The sequence below is a fragment of the Streptomyces sp. NPDC046805 genome (assembly GCF_040645355.1).
GTDB lineage: Bacteria > Actinomycetota > Actinomycetes > Streptomycetales > Streptomycetaceae > Streptomyces.
On record NZ_JBEYYC010000006.1, the window covers coordinates 42873 to 58812 of the forward strand.

General features: G+C 70.5%; 13 protein-coding genes. 3 read left to right on the forward strand and 10 right to left on the reverse strand.

Annotated features, from left to right (window positions below):
• Positions 1-7: 7 nt before the first annotated feature.
• The gene (locus ABZ910_RS08995; RefSeq protein ID WP_361361119.1) at positions 8-1024 is read right to left on the reverse strand and encodes an aspartate-semialdehyde dehydrogenase; all 1017 of its coding nucleotides are present in this window, start codon (positions 1022-1024) and stop codon (positions 8-10) included.
• Between the two features lie 302 nt (positions 1025-1326).
• On the opposite strand from ABZ910_RS08995, the gene ABZ910_RS09000 reads away from it, so the two are divergent.
• Together ABZ910_RS09000 and ABZ910_RS09005 are read left to right on the forward strand one after the other, a co-directional pair.
• On the forward strand, positions 1327-1845 hold the full coding sequence (locus ABZ910_RS09000; RefSeq protein WP_361361121.1) for an NUDIX hydrolase: 519 nt from the start codon (positions 1327-1329) through the stop codon (positions 1843-1845).
• A 236-nt stretch (positions 1846-2081) separates the two neighbouring features.
• Positions 2082-3845, forward strand: coding sequence for a TIGR03767 family metallophosphoesterase (locus ABZ910_RS09005; protein ID WP_361361123.1), 1764 nt, complete (start codon positions 2082-2084; stop codon positions 3843-3845).
• Positions 3846-3944: 99 nt separating this feature from the next.
• On the opposite strand, the gene ABZ910_RS09010 is transcribed toward ABZ910_RS09005, so the two are convergent.
• Both ABZ910_RS09010 and pepN read right to left on the reverse strand, forming a co-directional pair.
• Complete coding sequence (locus tag ABZ910_RS09010) at positions 3945-4976, reverse strand: hypothetical protein (RefSeq protein WP_361361125.1); 1032 nt, start codon at positions 4974-4976, stop codon at positions 3945-3947.
• A gap of 224 nt (positions 4977-5200) precedes the next feature.
• Positions 5201-7774 (reverse strand): aminopeptidase N, encoded by a 2574-nt coding sequence (gene pepN / locus ABZ910_RS09015; protein WP_361361127.1) that lies wholly within the window; start codon positions 7772-7774, stop codon positions 5201-5203.
• Positions 7775-7953: 179 nt separating this feature from the next.
• Here pepN and ABZ910_RS09020 point away from each other — a divergent pair, with 179 nt between their 5' ends.
• A complete protein-coding gene (locus ABZ910_RS09020; RefSeq protein WP_361361129.1) occupies positions 7954-8592 on the forward strand; it encodes a DsbA family protein in 639 nt (212 codons plus the stop codon).
• 82 nt (positions 8593-8674) lie between these two features.
• On the opposite strand, the gene ABZ910_RS09025 is transcribed toward ABZ910_RS09020, so the two are convergent.
• The 7 genes from ABZ910_RS09025 to ABZ910_RS09055 form a co-directional block, all read right to left on the reverse strand.
• Positions 8675-10105: an FGGY-family carbohydrate kinase gene (locus ABZ910_RS09025; RefSeq protein WP_361361131.1), complete on the reverse strand. Its 1431-nt coding sequence runs from the start codon at positions 10103-10105 to the stop codon at positions 8675-8677.
• A 103-nt stretch (positions 10106-10208) separates the two neighbouring features.
• The gene (locus ABZ910_RS09030) at positions 10209-11243 is read right to left on the reverse strand and encodes a 2-hydroxyacid dehydrogenase (RefSeq protein WP_361361133.1); all 1035 of its coding nucleotides are present in this window, start codon (positions 11241-11243) and stop codon (positions 10209-10211) included.
• Positions 11240-12319: an ABC transporter ATP-binding protein gene (locus ABZ910_RS09035; protein ID WP_361361135.1), complete on the reverse strand. Its 1080-nt coding sequence runs from the start codon at positions 12317-12319 to the stop codon at positions 11240-11242. The genes ABZ910_RS09030 and ABZ910_RS09035 overlap by 4 nt, the downstream gene beginning before the upstream one ends.
• Complete coding sequence (locus ABZ910_RS09040) at positions 12297-13133, reverse strand: DeoR/GlpR family DNA-binding transcription regulator (RefSeq protein WP_361361137.1); 837 nt, start codon at positions 13131-13133, stop codon at positions 12297-12299. Before ABZ910_RS09040 ends, ABZ910_RS09035 begins: the two co-directional genes overlap by 23 nt.
• Positions 13130-14227, reverse strand: coding sequence for an ABC transporter ATP-binding protein (locus ABZ910_RS09045; protein ID WP_361361139.1), 1098 nt, complete (start codon positions 14225-14227; stop codon positions 13130-13132). Before ABZ910_RS09045 ends, ABZ910_RS09040 begins: the two co-directional genes overlap by 4 nt.
• Positions 14224-15054: a carbohydrate ABC transporter permease gene (locus tag ABZ910_RS09050; RefSeq protein WP_361361141.1), complete on the reverse strand. Its 831-nt coding sequence runs from the start codon at positions 15052-15054 to the stop codon at positions 14224-14226. The genes ABZ910_RS09045 and ABZ910_RS09050 overlap by 4 nt, the downstream gene beginning before the upstream one ends.
• Positions 15051-15938, reverse strand: a complete 888-nt coding sequence (locus ABZ910_RS09055) for a sugar ABC transporter permease (RefSeq protein ID WP_361361143.1) — start codon at positions 15936-15938, stop codon at positions 15051-15053. The genes ABZ910_RS09050 and ABZ910_RS09055 overlap by 4 nt, the downstream gene beginning before the upstream one ends.
• Between the last annotated feature and the right edge of the window lie 2 nt (positions 15939-15940).

The window sequence follows — 15940 nt, forward strand, 5'->3', positions numbered from 1 at the left end:
GCGGGCCTCAGCCGCGCAGCTCCGCCGCGACCAGCTCCGCGATCTGTACGGCGTTCAAGGCCGCGCCCTTGCGGAGGTTGTCGCTGGAGACGAACAGGGACAGGCCGTTGTCCACCGTCTCGTCACCGCGGACACGGCCGACGTACGACGTGTCCTGGCCGGCCGCCTGGAGGGGGGTCGGGATGTCGGTGACGACGACACCCGGGGCGCCGGCCAGCAGCTCCAGCGCGCGCTCCGGGCTGATCGGCCGGGCGAAACGGGCGTTGACCTGGAGGGAGTGGCCGGAGAAGACCGGGACGCGCACGCAGGTGCCGGAGACCTTCAGGCCGGGGATCTCCAGGATCTTGCGGGACTCGTTGCGGAGCTTCTGCTCCTCGTCGGTCTCGTTCAGGCCGTCGTCGACGAGGTTGCCGGCGAAGGGCAGCACGTTGAACGCGATCGGCCGCTTGTAGACCTGCGGCTCGGGGAAGTCGACGGCCTCGCCGTCGTGGGTGAGCTTGTCGGCGTCGGCGATCACCTTCTGCGCCTGTCCGTGCAGCTCCGCGACGCCCGCGAGGCCCGAGCCGGACACCGCCTGGTAAGTGGCGACGACCAGCGCCTCCAGGCCCGCCTCCGCGTGCAGCGGCTTCAGGACCGGCATCGCGGCCATCGTCGTGCAGTTCGGGTTGGCGATGATGCCCTTGGGGCGGTCCGCGATCGCGTGCGGGTTCACCTCGGAGACGACCAGCGGCACGCCGGGGTCCCTGCGCCAGGCCGAGGAGTTGTCGATCACGACCGCGCCCTGCGAGGCGACCTTCTCGGCCAGGGCCTTCGAGGTCGCGCCGCCCGCCGAGAACAGCACGATGTCCAGACCGGTGTAGTCGGCCGTCGCCGCGTCCTCCACGGTCACGCCGTCCAGCACGGTCCCGGCCGAGCGGGCCGAGGCGAACAGGCGCAGCTCGTCCACGGGGAAGTCGCGCTCCGCGAGGATCCTGCGCATGACCGTGCCGACCTGACCGGTGGCTCCGACGATTCCGACCCTCACGGTGACTCCCTCTGTCCGTTGTTCACATGCTGCCTGTTGTTCACGTGCGTCTGCCTGGCCGACAGTTCCATCATGCGGCCGATCCGGGCCCGCCTGTCCAATTCTTTGCCCCGCCGACCCGAGGACTGGGACGACAGGGCGCCGAAACCGGTTGCGGACGTCCGGTGTCCAACCCGCTGAGCTGCAGATATTCATTCTGCGCGGGTCCCGCGCCGCAAGCTCGCCTGCCCGTCGCCCGCCACGGCCACACAGGGTGTGACGTACGCCTCTGGCCGACGCGCCGAGGCTCTAGTGTCCCTCCGGTGCGACAGAAACTGAGGGTGGCGGCCTACGCCGTGTGCGTCCGCGACGGACAGATCCTCCTCGCCCGCTCGCCGGCCCCGGGAGGCGGCCATGAATGGGTGCTGCCCGGCGGCGGCATGGAGCACGGCGAGGACCCCTACGACACCGTCCGCCGCGAGGTGACCGAGGAGACCGGCTACCGCATCGAGGTGATCGGCCTGCTCGGCGTGGACTCCCTGCGCCTGACGCGCCCGCGCCGCCTCGGCCGCGCCGTCGACCACCACGGCGTACGCCTCGTCTACGAGGGCCGTGTCACCGGCGGTGCGCTGCGCCACGAGGTGAACGGTTCCACGGACCTGGCCGCCTGGCAGGACCTGGACGCCGTGCCCGGCCTGATCCGAGTGGGCCTCGTCGACGTCGCCCTGCGGCTGTGGCGTGAGCGACCGGTCGGCGGACGGGTGCAATCCGGAGAAGCCGGGGAATCCGGGGAATCCGTGGAATACGCAGAATCCGGGGAATCGGGAGAATCCGGGTCCTGAACGCTCCGCCTACCCCCGGAGATGAACACCGCGTGACCCCGCTCCGGCGGGTCGGAATCCGTTCCATGAGCGCCCTCCGTACACCATGATCCACGTACGAAGATCGGCGCTGCGCGTTGCTGTTGCGTTCACGCGCAGGTCATCCCCGGTGCCAACGATCCAGAGCGAGCGGGATGTTCGCGACAGCGACCGCCCGCGACCACTGCAGACGCGTTCGCACCCGGGGAGATCGCGCCATGTCGCGCATACGCTCAGTCGCCACCTCCGCGCTGGGGGTCAACCGCCGTACCGTCCTCGCCGCCGCCGGGGCGGTGTCACTCTCCGCGGGCGTCGGATACGCCCTGCGCCCGACCGAGAGCCAGGCCGCCACCGCCGCCACCACGACGACGGCGTCCGAAGCCCCTGTCGCTTCCTCCCGCAAGGCCCCCGCCGCACCCCTCGCCCCCTACACCAAGGGCACGACCCTCGCCTCGGTCGCCGCCCCCCGCAACAGCTCCGGCTACCGCCGCCTCGGCGACGGCCCCGGCTGGCAGCGCGTCGTGCGCGGCGACCTGGCCGCCCCCAAGTCCGGCCGGGCGAGCCGCCGTACGGCACTCGCGTCGTTCGTGCAGTTCACCGACCTGCATCTGATGGACGTCCAGCACCCGCTGCGCCTGGAGTACCTGCGCGCCGCCGACCCGCACGCCTGGCGCCCGCACGAGGCGCTGACCGTGCAGGGCGCCATCTCGCTCGTCGAGCGGGTCAACGCGCTGCGCGGCGCCCCCGTCACCGGGTCCCCACTGCACTTCGTCATGACCACCGGCGACAACACCGACAACAACGCCCACTCCGAGCTGGAGTGGTTCATGAAGGTGATGAGCGGCGGCCGCATCACCCCCAACTCCGGTGACCCGCGGCACTACGAGGGCGTCCAGAGCAGCGGCCTGAAGCTGTACTGGCAGCCCGACTCCGCCCTCCGTGACGGCGACAAAGCGCTCGGATTCCCGCAGCTGGAGGGCTACTTGGCAGCCGCGATCCGCGAGGCCCGCAGCCCCGGCCTCAACCTGCCGTGGTACTCCACCGTCGGCAACCACGATGCCCTCCCGCTCGGCTGCTACGGCTCCCACGGTGACCCCTACCTCACCGAGCTGGCCATCGGCGGCAAGAAGCTGATGACGCTCCCCGAGGCCGAGGCCCACAAGCTCCAGGACGCCATCAAGGCCGGCAGCGACCCCAAGGGCGTCGGCTTCCGCGACCTGCTCAAGGCGCACGCCCGTGACATGCGTTCCGTCACGCCCGACGAGAGGCGCGCCCCCTACACCTCCTCCGACTACCTGAAGGCCCACCTGAACCCGGCCTACCAGGGCCTGGGTCCGGTCGGCCACGGCTACTCGTCGGCCAACCTGGACGCGGGCACGCAGTACTACATGTTCCGCATCGCCGACGACGTGATCGGCATCAGCCTGGACACCACCGACGCGGGCGGTCACTACGAAGGGTCCATCGGCACCGCCCAGTTGAGGTGGCTGGAGAAGACCCTGAGCGACAACAAGGACGCGCACGCCATCGTCTTCAGCCACCACACCAGCAAGACGATGACCAACACCCACCCCGACCCGGCCCGCCCCGACGAACACCGGCACAACGGCTCCGAGGTCGTCTCGGTCCTCGCGAGCCACGCCAACGTGCTGGCCTGGGTGAACGGCCACATCCACAAGAACGTCATCACCCCGCACACCGGCTCGGCCGGCCACTCCTTCTGGGAGATCTCCACCGCCTCCCACGTGGACTACCCCCAACTCGCCCGTGTGATCGAGCTGGTGGACAACAAGGACGGGACGCTCTCGCTCTTCACCACGCTCGTCGAGTCCGCCGCCCCCCACCGCACGGACTACACCGACCTCACCCAGCCGGGCCTGGCGGCCCTCTACCGCGAGCTCTCCTACAACGCCCCCGGCGCCAAGTCCCTCACGGGCGACCCGGAGGACCGGAACACGGAGCTGGTGCTGAAGAAGGGTTGAGGCGTGGGCACTTGGGAGGGGCCACGAGGAGGGGACGCCGGGCATCGGGCGCGCCCGGCGTCCCCTCCTCTCCCCTCCTGGTGCGCACCCGGTCCATCACTACCGGGGCAACACCACGACATACGCGGCGGGTTCCCGGTCCCCGGAGGTCATCAACGCCGTCCGCACGACCGCCGCCTGCAGTTCCATCGCGTCCCTCAGCTTCGTCGGGGTCACGTGCACTACCGTGATACCCAGCCGTTCCAAGTGTTCCCGCTTGCGCGCGTATTCCGACCACAGCGCGTCCTCGCCTTGCCGGGGCGCCCGCGTGTCCAGCTCCAGGGCCACCGCCTGCTCCGGCCAGTACGCGTCCAGGCCGCCGAGGTGCGGGCCGCCGGGAAGCCTCACGTCCACGTTCCACACCGGGTCCGGCAGGCCGAACTCCCGCACCATCTCGTACAGCCGGTGCTCCGCGACCGCCCTTCCCTCGGCCACGAGCGAGTCCACCGCGTCCGCCACATGCGGGCGCGACATCAGCTTCGCCCGGTCCAACTCCCGTACCACCTGTGCCGGTTCGCAGTACTCGAACCGCACCGCCTCCGTCAGCAGCCGCCGTACGGCCTCCGCGTCCGCCAGCTCCCGCACCGCGTCGGCCAGCGCACGCGGGACCGGGGCCACCGGAAGGCCCGTCACCTGGCGCGGAGTGGGCATGGCCGGGGTGCGGACGACGCGCACGGCGGGGGTCGAACGCAGGCGGCGGTCGCGGGGAACCAGGACGTCGATACGGTCCAGCGCCAGCAGGGAGGGGGACGAGGTGAAGCCGTGCAGGGCCAGGGCCGCCAGGCCGGTGATCATCGCCTCCGGGTACGCCGGTCGGTGCGGGCGCTCCGGGCTCGGCTGGGCCGGCACGCACGGCGCCGGTTCGCGCGCCGCGTACAGCAGTGCCGCGTGCAGGCGTTCCTCGCTGGTCGGCGGGCCGGGGTGGAGCAGGATCACACCGGGGAGCACCTGCTGCCAGGGTCCGCCGGGACGGCACTGGGCGTCGAGGTCGGCCGCCGGGACGCCATGGGACTCGAGCTGGGCCGCCGTCAGGACGCGGCGACGGACCCCGGGGAGGTGGGGACGGGGGGAGAGCGGGGTGTTGTGGGTCATGACCCCCCGATTCCCACCGCCGAATCGGTCCTTAACCGCTGTTACACGCTCGTCGACGAATGCGGACAAGGAGGGGCTAAAGGACGCATGTTCGGATGCCGAGTAGGCACGGAAAACCCCTGGTCCGTTCCGGTGAGGACCAGGGGTTACGGCTCCTATTGCCTGAATTCCGTAACGGTCACCTGGCGCCCAAGCCTTGGCCAAGGGTGCCGGGTGTCATCGGTTCATCCGGCCGTCGCGTCGCACTCCTGTGCCCGGAGCGCACGTGCCAGGTCGTCCCGCGCCTCCAGCACCAGCCGGCGCAGCGCCGGAGCCGCGTCCTCATGGGTACTCAGCCACGCGTCCGTCGCGTCCAGCGTCTCCTGGTCGTCCTGGAGGGAGGGGAACAGGCCGCGCACCACGTCCATGCCGATCTGGATCGAGCGCTCCGCCCACACCCGCTCGATCGCGGCGAAGTACTTCTCGGCGTACGGCGCCGTCAACTCCCGCTGCGACGGCTGCTGGAAGCCCGCGATCGTCGCCTCGACCAGGGCGTTGGACAGCGCGTCCGACTCCACCACCTGCGCCCACGCCTGCGCCTTCACCGCCGCCGAGGGGCGGGCGGCCAGGCAGCGCACCTGGTGGCGCTTGCCGGAGGCCGTGTCGTCGCGGGCCAGCTCCGCGGCCAGCACCTGCTCGTCCGCGACGCCGTGGGCGGCCAGCGGCTCCAGGAGCGCCCAGCGCAGCTCCTGGTCCACCTCCAGGCCGTCGATCTTGGCCGTGCCCTCCAGCAGGCCCTTGAGCAGCTGGAAGTCCGCCTCGCTCGACGCCACCACCGCGAAGAAGCGGGCCCACGCCAGCTGGTGTTCGCTGCCCGGCTCGGCCTCCCGCAGCTCGCGCAGCGCGCCCTCCGCCAGCAGCCGCTCGCCCGTCGGCCGCCAGTTCGGTGCCGCGTAGTGGACCAGCGCCGAGTTCGTCCACGCGTGCAGCATCTGCAGCACGCCGATCTCCGACTCGCGGCCCGCGAACCGCAGCACCAGGTCGACGAAGTCCCGCGCCGGCAGCAGCGCGTCGCGCGTCATGTTCCACAGCGCCGACCAGCACAGGGCGCGCGCCAGGGGGTCGGTCAGCGCGCCCAGGTGGTCCCGCAGCGTGGCGAGCGAGGCCTCGTCGAAGCGGATCTTGCAGTACGTCAGGTCGTCGTCGTTGACCAGCACCAGCTCGGGCGCCTCGGCGCCGGCCAGTTCGGCGACGACCGTACGCGGACCCTCGATGTCGGTCTCCACGCGCGCGTACCGCTCCAGGTCCCCGTCCGCGTTACGGCGGTACAGGCCCACCGCCACCCGGTGCGGACGCAGCTCGGGGTACGACTCCGGCGCCTCCTGGAGCACGGCCAGCTCGGTCACCCGGCCCTCGGAGTTCAGCAGCACCTGCGGCGTCAGGGAGTTCACGCCCGCCGTCTGCAGCCAGGACCGCGCCCACGCCGCCAGATCCCGGCCGCTGGTCTCCTCCAGCGCCGAGAGCAGGTCACCGAGGCGCGTGTTGCCGTACGCGTTCCGCTTGAAGTAGCGCCGGGCGCCCTCCAGGAACGCGTCCTGGCCGACGTACGCCACCAGCTGCTTGAGGACCGAGGCCCCCTTGGCGTACGTGATGCCGTCGAAGTTGAGCTTGGCGTCCTGCAGGTCCCGGATGTCCGCCGTGATGGGGTGCGTGGAGGGCAGCTGGTCCGCTCGGTACGCCCACGCCTTGCGGCGGTTGGCGAAGGTGATCCAGGCGTTGGTGAAGCGGGTCGCGCCGACGTTCGCGAACGTGCCCATGAAGTCCGCGAAGGACTCCTTCAGCCACAGGTCGTCCCACCACTCCATGGTGACCAGGTCGCCGAACCACATGTGCGCCATCTCGTGCAGGATGACGTTGGCCCGGCCCTCGTACGACGCCTGCGTGACCTTCCCGCGGAAGATGTACTCCTCGCGGAAGGTCACCAGACCCGGGTTCTCCATCGCGCCCAGGTTGTACTCCGGCACGAACGCCTGGTCGTACTTCCCGAACGGGTACGGGTAGTCGAAGTGGTCGTGGAAGAAGTCCAGGCCCTGCTTCGTGATCAGGAAGATGTCGTCCGCGTCGAAGTAGGGCGCCAGACCCTTGCGGCACATCGCGCCGAGCGGGATCTCCAGCGTCGTCCCGTCCTCGAAGGTGCGCGTGTAGGTGTCCGTCACGTAGTGGTACGGCCCCGCCACGACACACGTGATGTACGTCGAGATCGGCTTCGTCTCCGCGAACCGCCAGACCCCGTCGACGAGTTCACCGGCGCCATTGCTCCACACCGTCCAGTCGTCCGGCGCCTGCACCTCGAAGCGGTAGGGCGCCTTCAGGTCCGGCTGCTCGAAGTTCGCGAAGACGCGGCGGGCGTCGGCCGGCTCGTACTGCGTGTAGAGGTAGACCTCGCCGTCCTCGGGGTCGACGAAGCGGTGCATGCCCTCGCCGGTACGGGAGTAGGCGCACTGGGCGTCGACGATCAGCTCGTTCTCCGCGGCCAGGTCCTCCAGGGCGATCCGGGAACCGTCGAAGACCTCGCTCGGGTCGAGATCCCTGCCGTTGAGGGAGACGGCGGTCACGCTCGGTGCGATCAGGTCCGCGAACGCGGACGCGCCCGGCTCGTTGCAGCGGAAGCGGATCGTGGTGACCGAGCGGAAGGTGCGCGGCTCGCTGTCCGCGTCCCCCACGGCGGACCGCAGGTCCAGGGACACGTCGTACCCGTCGACGGACAGCAGGGCGGCCCGCTCCCGGGCCTCGTCGCGGGACAGATTCTCACCGGGCACGGGCGGCACTCCTCATCGATGCGATACCACTGGGCTGGTCCTGAACGGGACCATCGAGCTGGTTCTGAACAGGCCAGATCCTGCCACGCGCCCCTGATCCGGGACAGCAGGGGAATGACCGAGCGAGTGGTGGCGTTTCCTCCGGAAACGCTGACTCGGTGTTCCCCCTGAGGAGAGACATGTCGGAGAAGACCCCCGTCGACTTCTGGTTCGACCCGCTGTGCCCCTGGGCCTGGATGACCTCCCGCTGGGTGCTGGAGGTGGAGAAGGTCCGGGACATCGAGGTGCGCTGGCATCTGATGAGCCTCGCCGTCCTCAACGAGGACAAGCTCGACCAGCTCCCCGATGAGTACCGCGAGATGCTCGAGACCAAGGCGTGGGGGCCCGTCCGGGTCGTCATCGCCGCGCAGCAGGAGCACGGCCCCGAGGTGCTCGGCGACCTCTACACCGCCCTCGGCACGCGCATCCACAACCAGGGCGCGGGGGCGGAGAAGTCCGCCGTGGCCGCCGCCCTGAAGGACGTCGGCCTGCCCGAGTCCCTCATGGACCACTGGGACTCCACCCCGTACGAGGCCGAGCTGCGCGCCTCCCACAAGGAGGGCATCGAAAAGGTCGGCCAGGAGGTCGGCACCCCGGTGATCGCGGTTCCCGGCCCCGGCGGCGAGGAGATCGCGTTCTTCGGCCCCGTCGTGACCCCCGCCCCCAAGGGCGACGAGGCGGCCAGGCTGTGGGACGGCACCCTCGCGGTCGCCTCCGTGCCGGGCTTCTACGAGATCAAGCGGACTCGGACGGTCGGGCCGGACTTCAGTAATTTGTGATCGCGGGGCGGGGGCTGCGGGTGCGTCGGTCCGGGCGGGCGTGTCTAGGTCCTCGGCTGAAGCACGACGTTCACGGTCGGGTTCACTTCCGGGTTCGCGCCCTTGCCTCCTCCAGGCGCGCCAAGTGCTCCTCGTACCCCTTCGTGTAGGACGCCGCCCTGGTCGCATCCGGCTCTATCACCGTCGTCGGGCGCGTCCAGGCGGCCCGGTCCAGTGCTATCCCGTGCCGCTCCGCCGCCGCCAGCACCGCGCCCCGCGCGCCCACCTCGCCCTCGACCACGCGCAGGGGGCGGCCCAGGACGTCGGCCAGCAGACGCATCCAGGCGGGACTGCGGGTGCCGCCGCCGCACACCGCGAGTGTCCCCGTCAGACCCGCCGCCGCCAGGCAGTGCCGGGCGGCGTAGCCGATGCCCTCGCAGGTCGCGCGGATCAGGTCGGCGGGCGTCGACTCCAGGGAGACCCCGGCCAGTTCGGCGCGCAGCCGCGGCTCGACGAAGGGGGCACGTTCGCCGGAGGGCGCGAAGTACGGCAGGACACGCACGCCGTGCGCCCCGGGCGGCGTCTCTGCCAGCAGCCCGTCCACCTGGTCGTGGCGGACGCCGGTCGTGGTCAGCACCCAGTCCAGGGCGGCGGTGCCGACCATCGCGGGCATCGCGCGCAGCCACTGGCCCGGGCGGTCGGTGGAGATGTACAGGCCCGCCGGCTCGCCGGTCAGGTCCAGCTCCGTGGTGGCCACCAGGCTGGCCAGGCACGTGCCCACGATCAGCAGACCGTCACCGGGCTCCGTGACCCCCGCGCCCAGTGCGCAGGCCGGCAGGTCGTACGGGCCGTTCGTGATCCGGGTACCGGGCGGCAGGCCCTCACCGGTCGCTTCCGCCGTGGCGATCCGGTCGCTGATCGCGGGCAGCAGGCGGCGGCGGTGGGCCAGGCCCAGGAGTTCGACCACCCCGTTGTCGTACGACCGTGCGCGTGGGTCGAGGAACGGCATCGACGCGTCCGAGACGTCGGTTACGGCCCGTGATCCGTCGGTCAGCCGCTGGAAGACCATGTCCTTGCAGTAGACGGCCGCGGTCGCCGCGTCCAGAGATCTCGGCTCGTAGCGGTCCAGCCATGCGAGAAGCGGGCCCGGGCAGCCCGGGAACATGGCGCTGCCCGTGCGTCGGAACACCGTCTCGAAGGTGCCGTCCGCCAGCCACTGGTCCAGGAGCTCGTGGGCCCGGCCGTCCATCCAGGACGCGGCCGGGCGTATGGGGCGGCCCTGGGCGTCCACCAGCCATACGCCGTCGCCTTGGCCTGTCAGGCCTGCCAGGTCTATGGGTTCTTTCGGGATGCGGGCCGTGAGTTCTTCCAGTACGGCGACCACCGCGGCGTACACCTCTGTCATGTCCTGCTCCACCGCGCCGTCGCGCAGGGTCAGGTTCACCGGGCGTGCTTCTACGGCCAGTTGATCGCCTGTGGTGGTGAAAGCTGCTGCTTTTACCGTGGACGTTCCTACATCGATACCGACGTACATGACCCTCCGTCCCCTTTTTTTGGCTCTTTCGCCTTCGCGGCCGACGCGTTGGGTTGCTCGGCCTTGGACGGCCCGCACCGTCGGCTCAGGCTGTTTGGTGCCGTCAGGTGAGGCAGTGGGCCAACGGTTCGCCCCTGATCCAGCGGCCCACCTCTGCTGCCGCTATGCGTGCCGCCTTCTCTGCCACCTCCCTGCTGGCGCCTCCCAGGTGTGGGGTCATGACGACGCGATCGGCCAGAGCCGGTTGTCGGAGCCGGGAAGTTGGGGGGAGTGGCTCGTGTGCGTATGTGTCCAGGGCCGCTGCCGACAGGCCGCCGTTCTCCAGGGCGTCGCACAGGGCCTCCTCGTCCAGCAAGGGGCCTCGTGCCGCGTTCACCACCACCGCGCCGGGTGGTAGGAGGGAGAGTTCTCTGGCGCCGATCAGGCCGTGTGTTTCTGGGGTGAGGCGGGCGTGCAGGGTGATCACGCGGGAGTTGCGGAGGAGTTCGTCCAGGGAGGACATGCGCAGGCCCAGGACCTCGCCCCGTATGTACGGGTCGTAGACCATCACGCGTGCCCCGAACGCGCCCAGGGCGCGCGCTACGCGGCTGCCCACGGCGCCGTAGCCGACCAGGCCGACCGGGAGGTCCTCCAGTTCCAGGCCGCTGTGTTCGTAGGTGTAGTAGGAGGAGCCGGCCCAACTGCCCTCGCGGGCCAGTCGGTCGTGGGCCTGGGGGATGCGGCGGAGGGCGGACAGAAGGAGGCCCATGGTGAACTCGGCGGTGGCGGCGGCGTTGCGGCCGGGGGCGAAGCACACGCGTACGTCGTGCCGCTTGGCCGCGTCCAGGTTGACGTTCACCGGGCCGCCCCGGCAGACGACCACGAGCCGCAGGTCGGGGCAGGCGTCCAGGACGCGTTCGGTCACCGGGGCCATCTGGGTGACCAGCACCCGGGCGCCGGCCAGTGCGTCGATCAGTTCGTCCTCGGCGTCGCTCGCCTCCGTCACCTCGGCCACCGGGCCGAAGGGCTCCAGGGGCCAGGGGAGCATCAATTCCCTTACGGTGCATGGGCATTCGTGGGTCAGGGCCGATGCGATCAGCGACGGCAGGACGAAGTGGTCGCCTGCGGCCACGACACGCTCGCTGGGGGCGGAGGTCATCGCAGGGAGTCTCCTGTCTCGGCGTCGAAGACATGGGTGCGTCCGGGCGTCGGCTTCACACGGACCTGTTCGTCGTGTTCCAGGCGGATGTCGGGGTCGGTGAGGGCGACCACGGGGCGTTCCACGCCGTCCAGGGAGAGGGTGGCGATGCCCGACTCCAGGAGGGGTTCGTGGGCCACCACTCGGGCCGGCAGGCCGTCCTCGCCGGTCAACTCCAGGTCCTCGGGGCGGATGCCCACGGTCAGTTTCCGGCCTGCCTGCACGGAGAGGGGGAGGGGGAGCCGGAGGGAGTCGGAGAGGCGGGCCTGGTTGTCGTCCGTCGCGGTCGCGGGGAGGAGGTTGATCGCGGGTTCGCCGACGAAGTCCGCCACGAAGGTGTTGGCCGGGCTGTCGTAGATCTCGTACGGGGTGCCCAGTTGCTGGATCATGCCGTCGCGCATGACGGCGATCCGGTCGGCGAGGGAGAGGGCTTCCTCCTGGTCGTGGGTGACGAGGATGGTGGTGTGGCCCAAGTCCCTTTGGATGCGCTTGAGTTCGCGGCGGGTGGTGTCGCGTTGGGCCGCGTCCAGGTGGGAGAGGGGCTCGTCGAGGAGGAGGACGTCCGGTTCGCGGATCAGGGCGCGGGCCAGGGAGACGCGTTGCTTCTGGCCGCTGGACAGGGTCGCCGGGTGGGCGTCCAGGATGTCCGTGAGGTCCACTCGCTCGGCGATCTCGGCCACCTTGCGGGCCACGTCCCCGCGGGCCGCCCGCCTGCGGGCCCGCAGGCCGAAGGCCAGGTTCTCCTCGACCGTGAGGGGTGGGTACAGGGCGTAGTTCTCGAACGCGACGCCGATGTTCCGGTCCTGCGCGGGGCTGTCGATCACCGACGTGCCGGCCACCAGGATGTCCCCGGCCGTCACCGTCTCCAGGCCCGCGATCATCCGCAGGGTGGTGGACTTGCCGCAGCCCGAGGGGCCGAGGAGGCCGAGCAGCTCACCCGCGTCGAGGCGCAGGTCGATGCCCCGCACCGCGTCCACCGCCGGCCGGCCCCGTGACCGGTAGGTCTTGCGCAGCTCACGTAGCTCCAGTGCGGTCATCGCCCTCCTTCGTGGCGTTGGTCGCGCACACCTCGTAGCGCACCTTGTGCTCGTCCAGGTCGCGCAGTTCCTCGGGGGTCGCTCCGTCGTCGACCAGGAGGAGGTCGAAACGGGAGAGCGGGACGACCCGGTGCAGGGCGGTCCGGCTCAGCTTGGTGTGGTCGAGCAGCAGGACGTTGCGGGCGGCCGAGTCGAGCATCGCCCGCTTCACGGAGACGATGTGCTGCTCCTGGTGGTAGGCGTAGCCGCCGTGTACGGCCGACGTCGAGGCGAAACAGACGTCCACCCGCAGCTGCTGCACCGCCTCCACGCAGGACACGCCGAGGAAGGAGGAGTGCAGGGGGTCGTAGTCGCCGCCGAGGGCCATGAGGTGGATGCCCCGCTGGTCGGCGAGGAGGTTGATCGCCTCCAGGAAGTTGGTGACGACCGTGAGCGGGGTGACCTCGCCGAGGCGGAGTCTGCGGGCTATCTCCAGGGTGGAGGTGGAGTCGTCCAGGAGGATCGCCGTGCCCGGCTCGATCGACCGCAGGGCGTGTTCGGCCACGGCGGCCTTCTGCGGCCGCATCGTCTTCAGCCGGTACTGGACGTTCGACTCGAACACCCCGGAGGGCTGGGCCGTTACACCGCCCCTGAATTTACGGACGATTCCCTGCCGTTCCAGTTCGTCCAGGTCCCGGTGGATGGTCATCAGGCTCACCCCGAAGCGTTCGGCGAGCTCGGCCGCCGTCGCCGAGCCGTCGGCCAGGACGCGTTCGGCCATGGCCGACTGGCGGGCCGCGGGGCCCTGTGGTGTGCCGCTGCCGCCGCCGGTCATGGCGCGCCGCTCTTCCCGATGAGCCGTCCCGGGCGTCCTGGCCGGTCGGCCTCGAAGAGGAGGAGGCTCTCCGGGCGGACGGTCAGGCGCACAGGGTCGTCCGGGCGCAGGGCCGTCGTCGCGTCGCGCGTCGCTACGAGGGAGAGGTGCTGGTCGCCTATGCGGACCGTGATCTCCACGGACCGTCCGAGCACCTCGGTGACGTAGACGGTGCCGGTGAGCTCGTGGCCTGCTCCGCCACCCAGCGTGATGTCGCGGGGGCGAACGCCCACGAGGACGTCGGTGCCGGCGGGGGCGTGGGCCGGGAGCGGCAGTTCCAGCTTGCCGTCCGCCGACCTGAAGCCGCCGTCGGCGGTCGCCGTTCCCGGCAGCAGGTTGATCCGCGGGCGGCCGAAGGCACGGGCCACCTCGGTGTCGTACGGCCGGTACCAGATGTCCTCCCGCGTGCCCGTCTGCGCGATCCGGCCGTCCCGGATGACCCCGATCCGGTCGCCGAGCGCCAGCGCCTCGACGGAGTCGTGGGTGACGTACAGGGTCGTCGTGCGCCGGACCGCGCCGATCGCCTTCAGCTCGGCCCGCATCTGCTGGCGCAGCTTGGCGTCCAGGTGGGAGAGGGGCTCGTCGAGGAGGAAGGCGCGGGCGGGGCGTACCAGCACGCGGCCCAGCGCGATCCGCTGCCGCTGGCCGTTGGAGAGCCGGCCCACCTCGCGGTCCAGCAGGGCGCTGATGCCGAGGAGTTCGGCGATGGTGCCGATGCGCTCGCGGGCCTCGGCGGCGGGCAGGCGGTGGCGGGGTGAGCGGAGCGGGGAGGCGAGGTTGTCGTAGGCCGAGCGGTGCGGGTAGAGGGCGTAGCTCTCGAAGCACATGGCCACGCCCCGGTCGTACGGCTCGACCCCGCGCATGTCCCTGCCGTCGATCTCCACCGTGCCGGCGTCCGGCTGTTCCAGGCCGGCGACGGTCTTGAGGGTCGTCGTCTTGCCTGCCCCGGACGGGCCGAGCAGGCAGAGGAACTCGCCCTCGGCCACGTCCAGTTCGAGATCGTCGAGGGCCGTGGTCCTTCCGTACGTCTTGCGGATGCCGTGCAGTCTGATCATGACTTCACCGCCCCGAAGGACAGGCCCCGCACCAGGTATCGCTGGATGGTGAGGGCGAGCAGCAGGGGTGGCACCACGGAGACGAGCGCCGCCGCGGCCGTGAGGTTGTACTTGGGGCGGTCGCCGCCCAGGAAGGACAGCGCGCCCACGGTCACGGTCTGGGCCTCGTTCGAGGTGAGGATGAGGGGGAAGACGAAGTTGTTCCAGGCGAAGATGAAGGCCAGCAGCGACACGGCGGCGATCCCGGGCTTGACCAGGGGGAGGGCCACCTTGAAGAAGGCCTGCTTGCGGGTGTAGCCGTCGAGCAGCGCCGCCTGCTCCAGCTCCGGTGTCAGATCGGCGAAGTACGACCGCATGATCCACACGATCAGCGGGAGGGTGACCAACTGCAGGACCCAGATCATGCCGACGTAGGTGTCGAACAGGCCGAGCTTCTGGTAGAGCACGAACAGCGGGATGATCACGGTGAGTTCGGGTGCGAACCGGAACGACAGCAGCGTGAACATCAGGTTCTCCGAGCCCTTGAACCGCCAGCGGGCCGAGGCGTACGCAGCCGGCAGCCCGACGACGAGGGACAGGGCCACCGCGCCCACGGACACGACGAGGCTGTTCACGAAGAAGCGGACGAAGGGGATGCCCTCGCTGTCGCCCAGCACCGTCCGGTAGGAGTCGAGGGTCGGGGTGAAGGAGAAGTACGTGCTGAAGAGCTGGTCGGCGGGTTTCAGGGACAGGATCACCATCCAGGCGATCGGGAAGAGCGCGAAGACGAAGTAGAGGGCCAGGGCGGCGTCCGCCAGCCAGCCCGACAGTCGGTTGCGTCCGGTCACTTGGCGCTCACCTCCGCCGCTCGTCGCTGGATCCGGCCGAGATGGCGTACGAGCACCATGGCGGCCAGGTACACCACGGCCCACAGCACGATCGTGTAGCTGATCCCGAAGCTGTAGCGCTGGAAGCGGATCGCCTCCAGGTACGCCCGGATCTGCAGGACGACCGTGGAGTCGCCGGGGCCGCCCTCGGTGAGGGCGTAGATGATGTCGAACACCTTCAGCGAGTCCATGAACCGGAAGATCACGGCCACGAGGACGTACGGCCACAGCATGGGCAGCGTCAGCCGCCGGAACGTGTACCACCAGCCCGCGCCGTCCACGGCCGCCGCCTCGAAGGGCGACACGGGCAGCGACCGCAGCCCGGCCAGCGCGAGGATCGCCACGAAGGGCGTGTAGACCCAGACGTCCACGGCGATGGACGACAGCAGCGCGCCGGCCGGGGTGTCCGTCCACTGGACTCCGCCGAGGCCGAAGGGCTCCAGCAGGTGGTTGACCACTCCCACCGACGGCTGGAGCATCAGCTTCCAAATGATCGCCGCGATCACCGGCGCGATCATCAGCGGCAGGATCAGGATCTTCTCCAGGACCCGGCCGACCATCGACGAACGGTGCAGCAGCAGGGCCACGGCGACACCGAGCACCGTCTCGACGGCGGCCGCGCCCACCGCGTACAGCACCGTCACCCAGGCCGAACTCCAGAAGGCGTCCTGGGTGAAGACGGTCGCGTAGTTCTGCAGCCGCACCATGTCCGGCTGCGGCTTGCTCGCCGAGAAGTCGAACAGGGTGTAGTACAGGCCCAGCCCGAAGGGGTAGAGAATCCCGCAGGTCAGCAAGAGGGCGGGGACGATCAGGACGTACGGGCGGAGAGCGAGCCGCCAGCCCATGC

Excerpts from the sequence above, each read along its gene's own strand:
- ABZ910_RS09005 (WP_361361123.1), top strand. The coding sequence starts at position 2,082 with ATGTCGCGCATACGCTCAGTCGCCACCTCCGCGCTGGGGGTCAACCGC.
- ABZ910_RS09010 (WP_361361125.1), bottom strand. The coding sequence starts at position 4,976 with ATGACCCACAACACCCCGCTCTCCCCCCGTCCCCACCTCCCCGGGGTC.
- ABZ910_RS09020 (WP_361361129.1), top strand. The coding sequence starts at position 7,954 with ATGTCGGAGAAGACCCCCGTCGACTTCTGGTTCGACCCGCTGTGCCCC.
- ABZ910_RS09025 (WP_361361131.1), bottom strand. The coding sequence starts at position 10,105 with ATGTACGTCGGTATCGATGTAGGAACGTCCACGGTAAAAGCAGCAGCT.
- ABZ910_RS09030 (WP_361361133.1), bottom strand. The coding sequence starts at position 11,243 with ATGACCTCCGCCCCCAGCGAGCGTGTCGTGGCCGCAGGCGACCACTTC.
- ABZ910_RS09035 (WP_361361135.1), bottom strand. The coding sequence starts at position 12,319 with ATGACCGCACTGGAGCTACGTGAGCTGCGCAAGACCTACCGGTCACGG.
- ABZ910_RS09040 (WP_361361137.1), bottom strand. The coding sequence starts at position 13,133 with ATGACCGGCGGCGGCAGCGGCACACCACAGGGCCCCGCGGCCCGCCAG.
- ABZ910_RS09045 (WP_361361139.1), bottom strand. The coding sequence starts at position 14,227 with ATGATCAGACTGCACGGCATCCGCAAGACGTACGGAAGGACCACGGCC.
- ABZ910_RS09055 (WP_361361143.1), bottom strand. The coding sequence starts at position 15,938 with ATGGGCTGGCGGCTCGCTCTCCGCCCGTACGTCCTGATCGTCCCCGCC.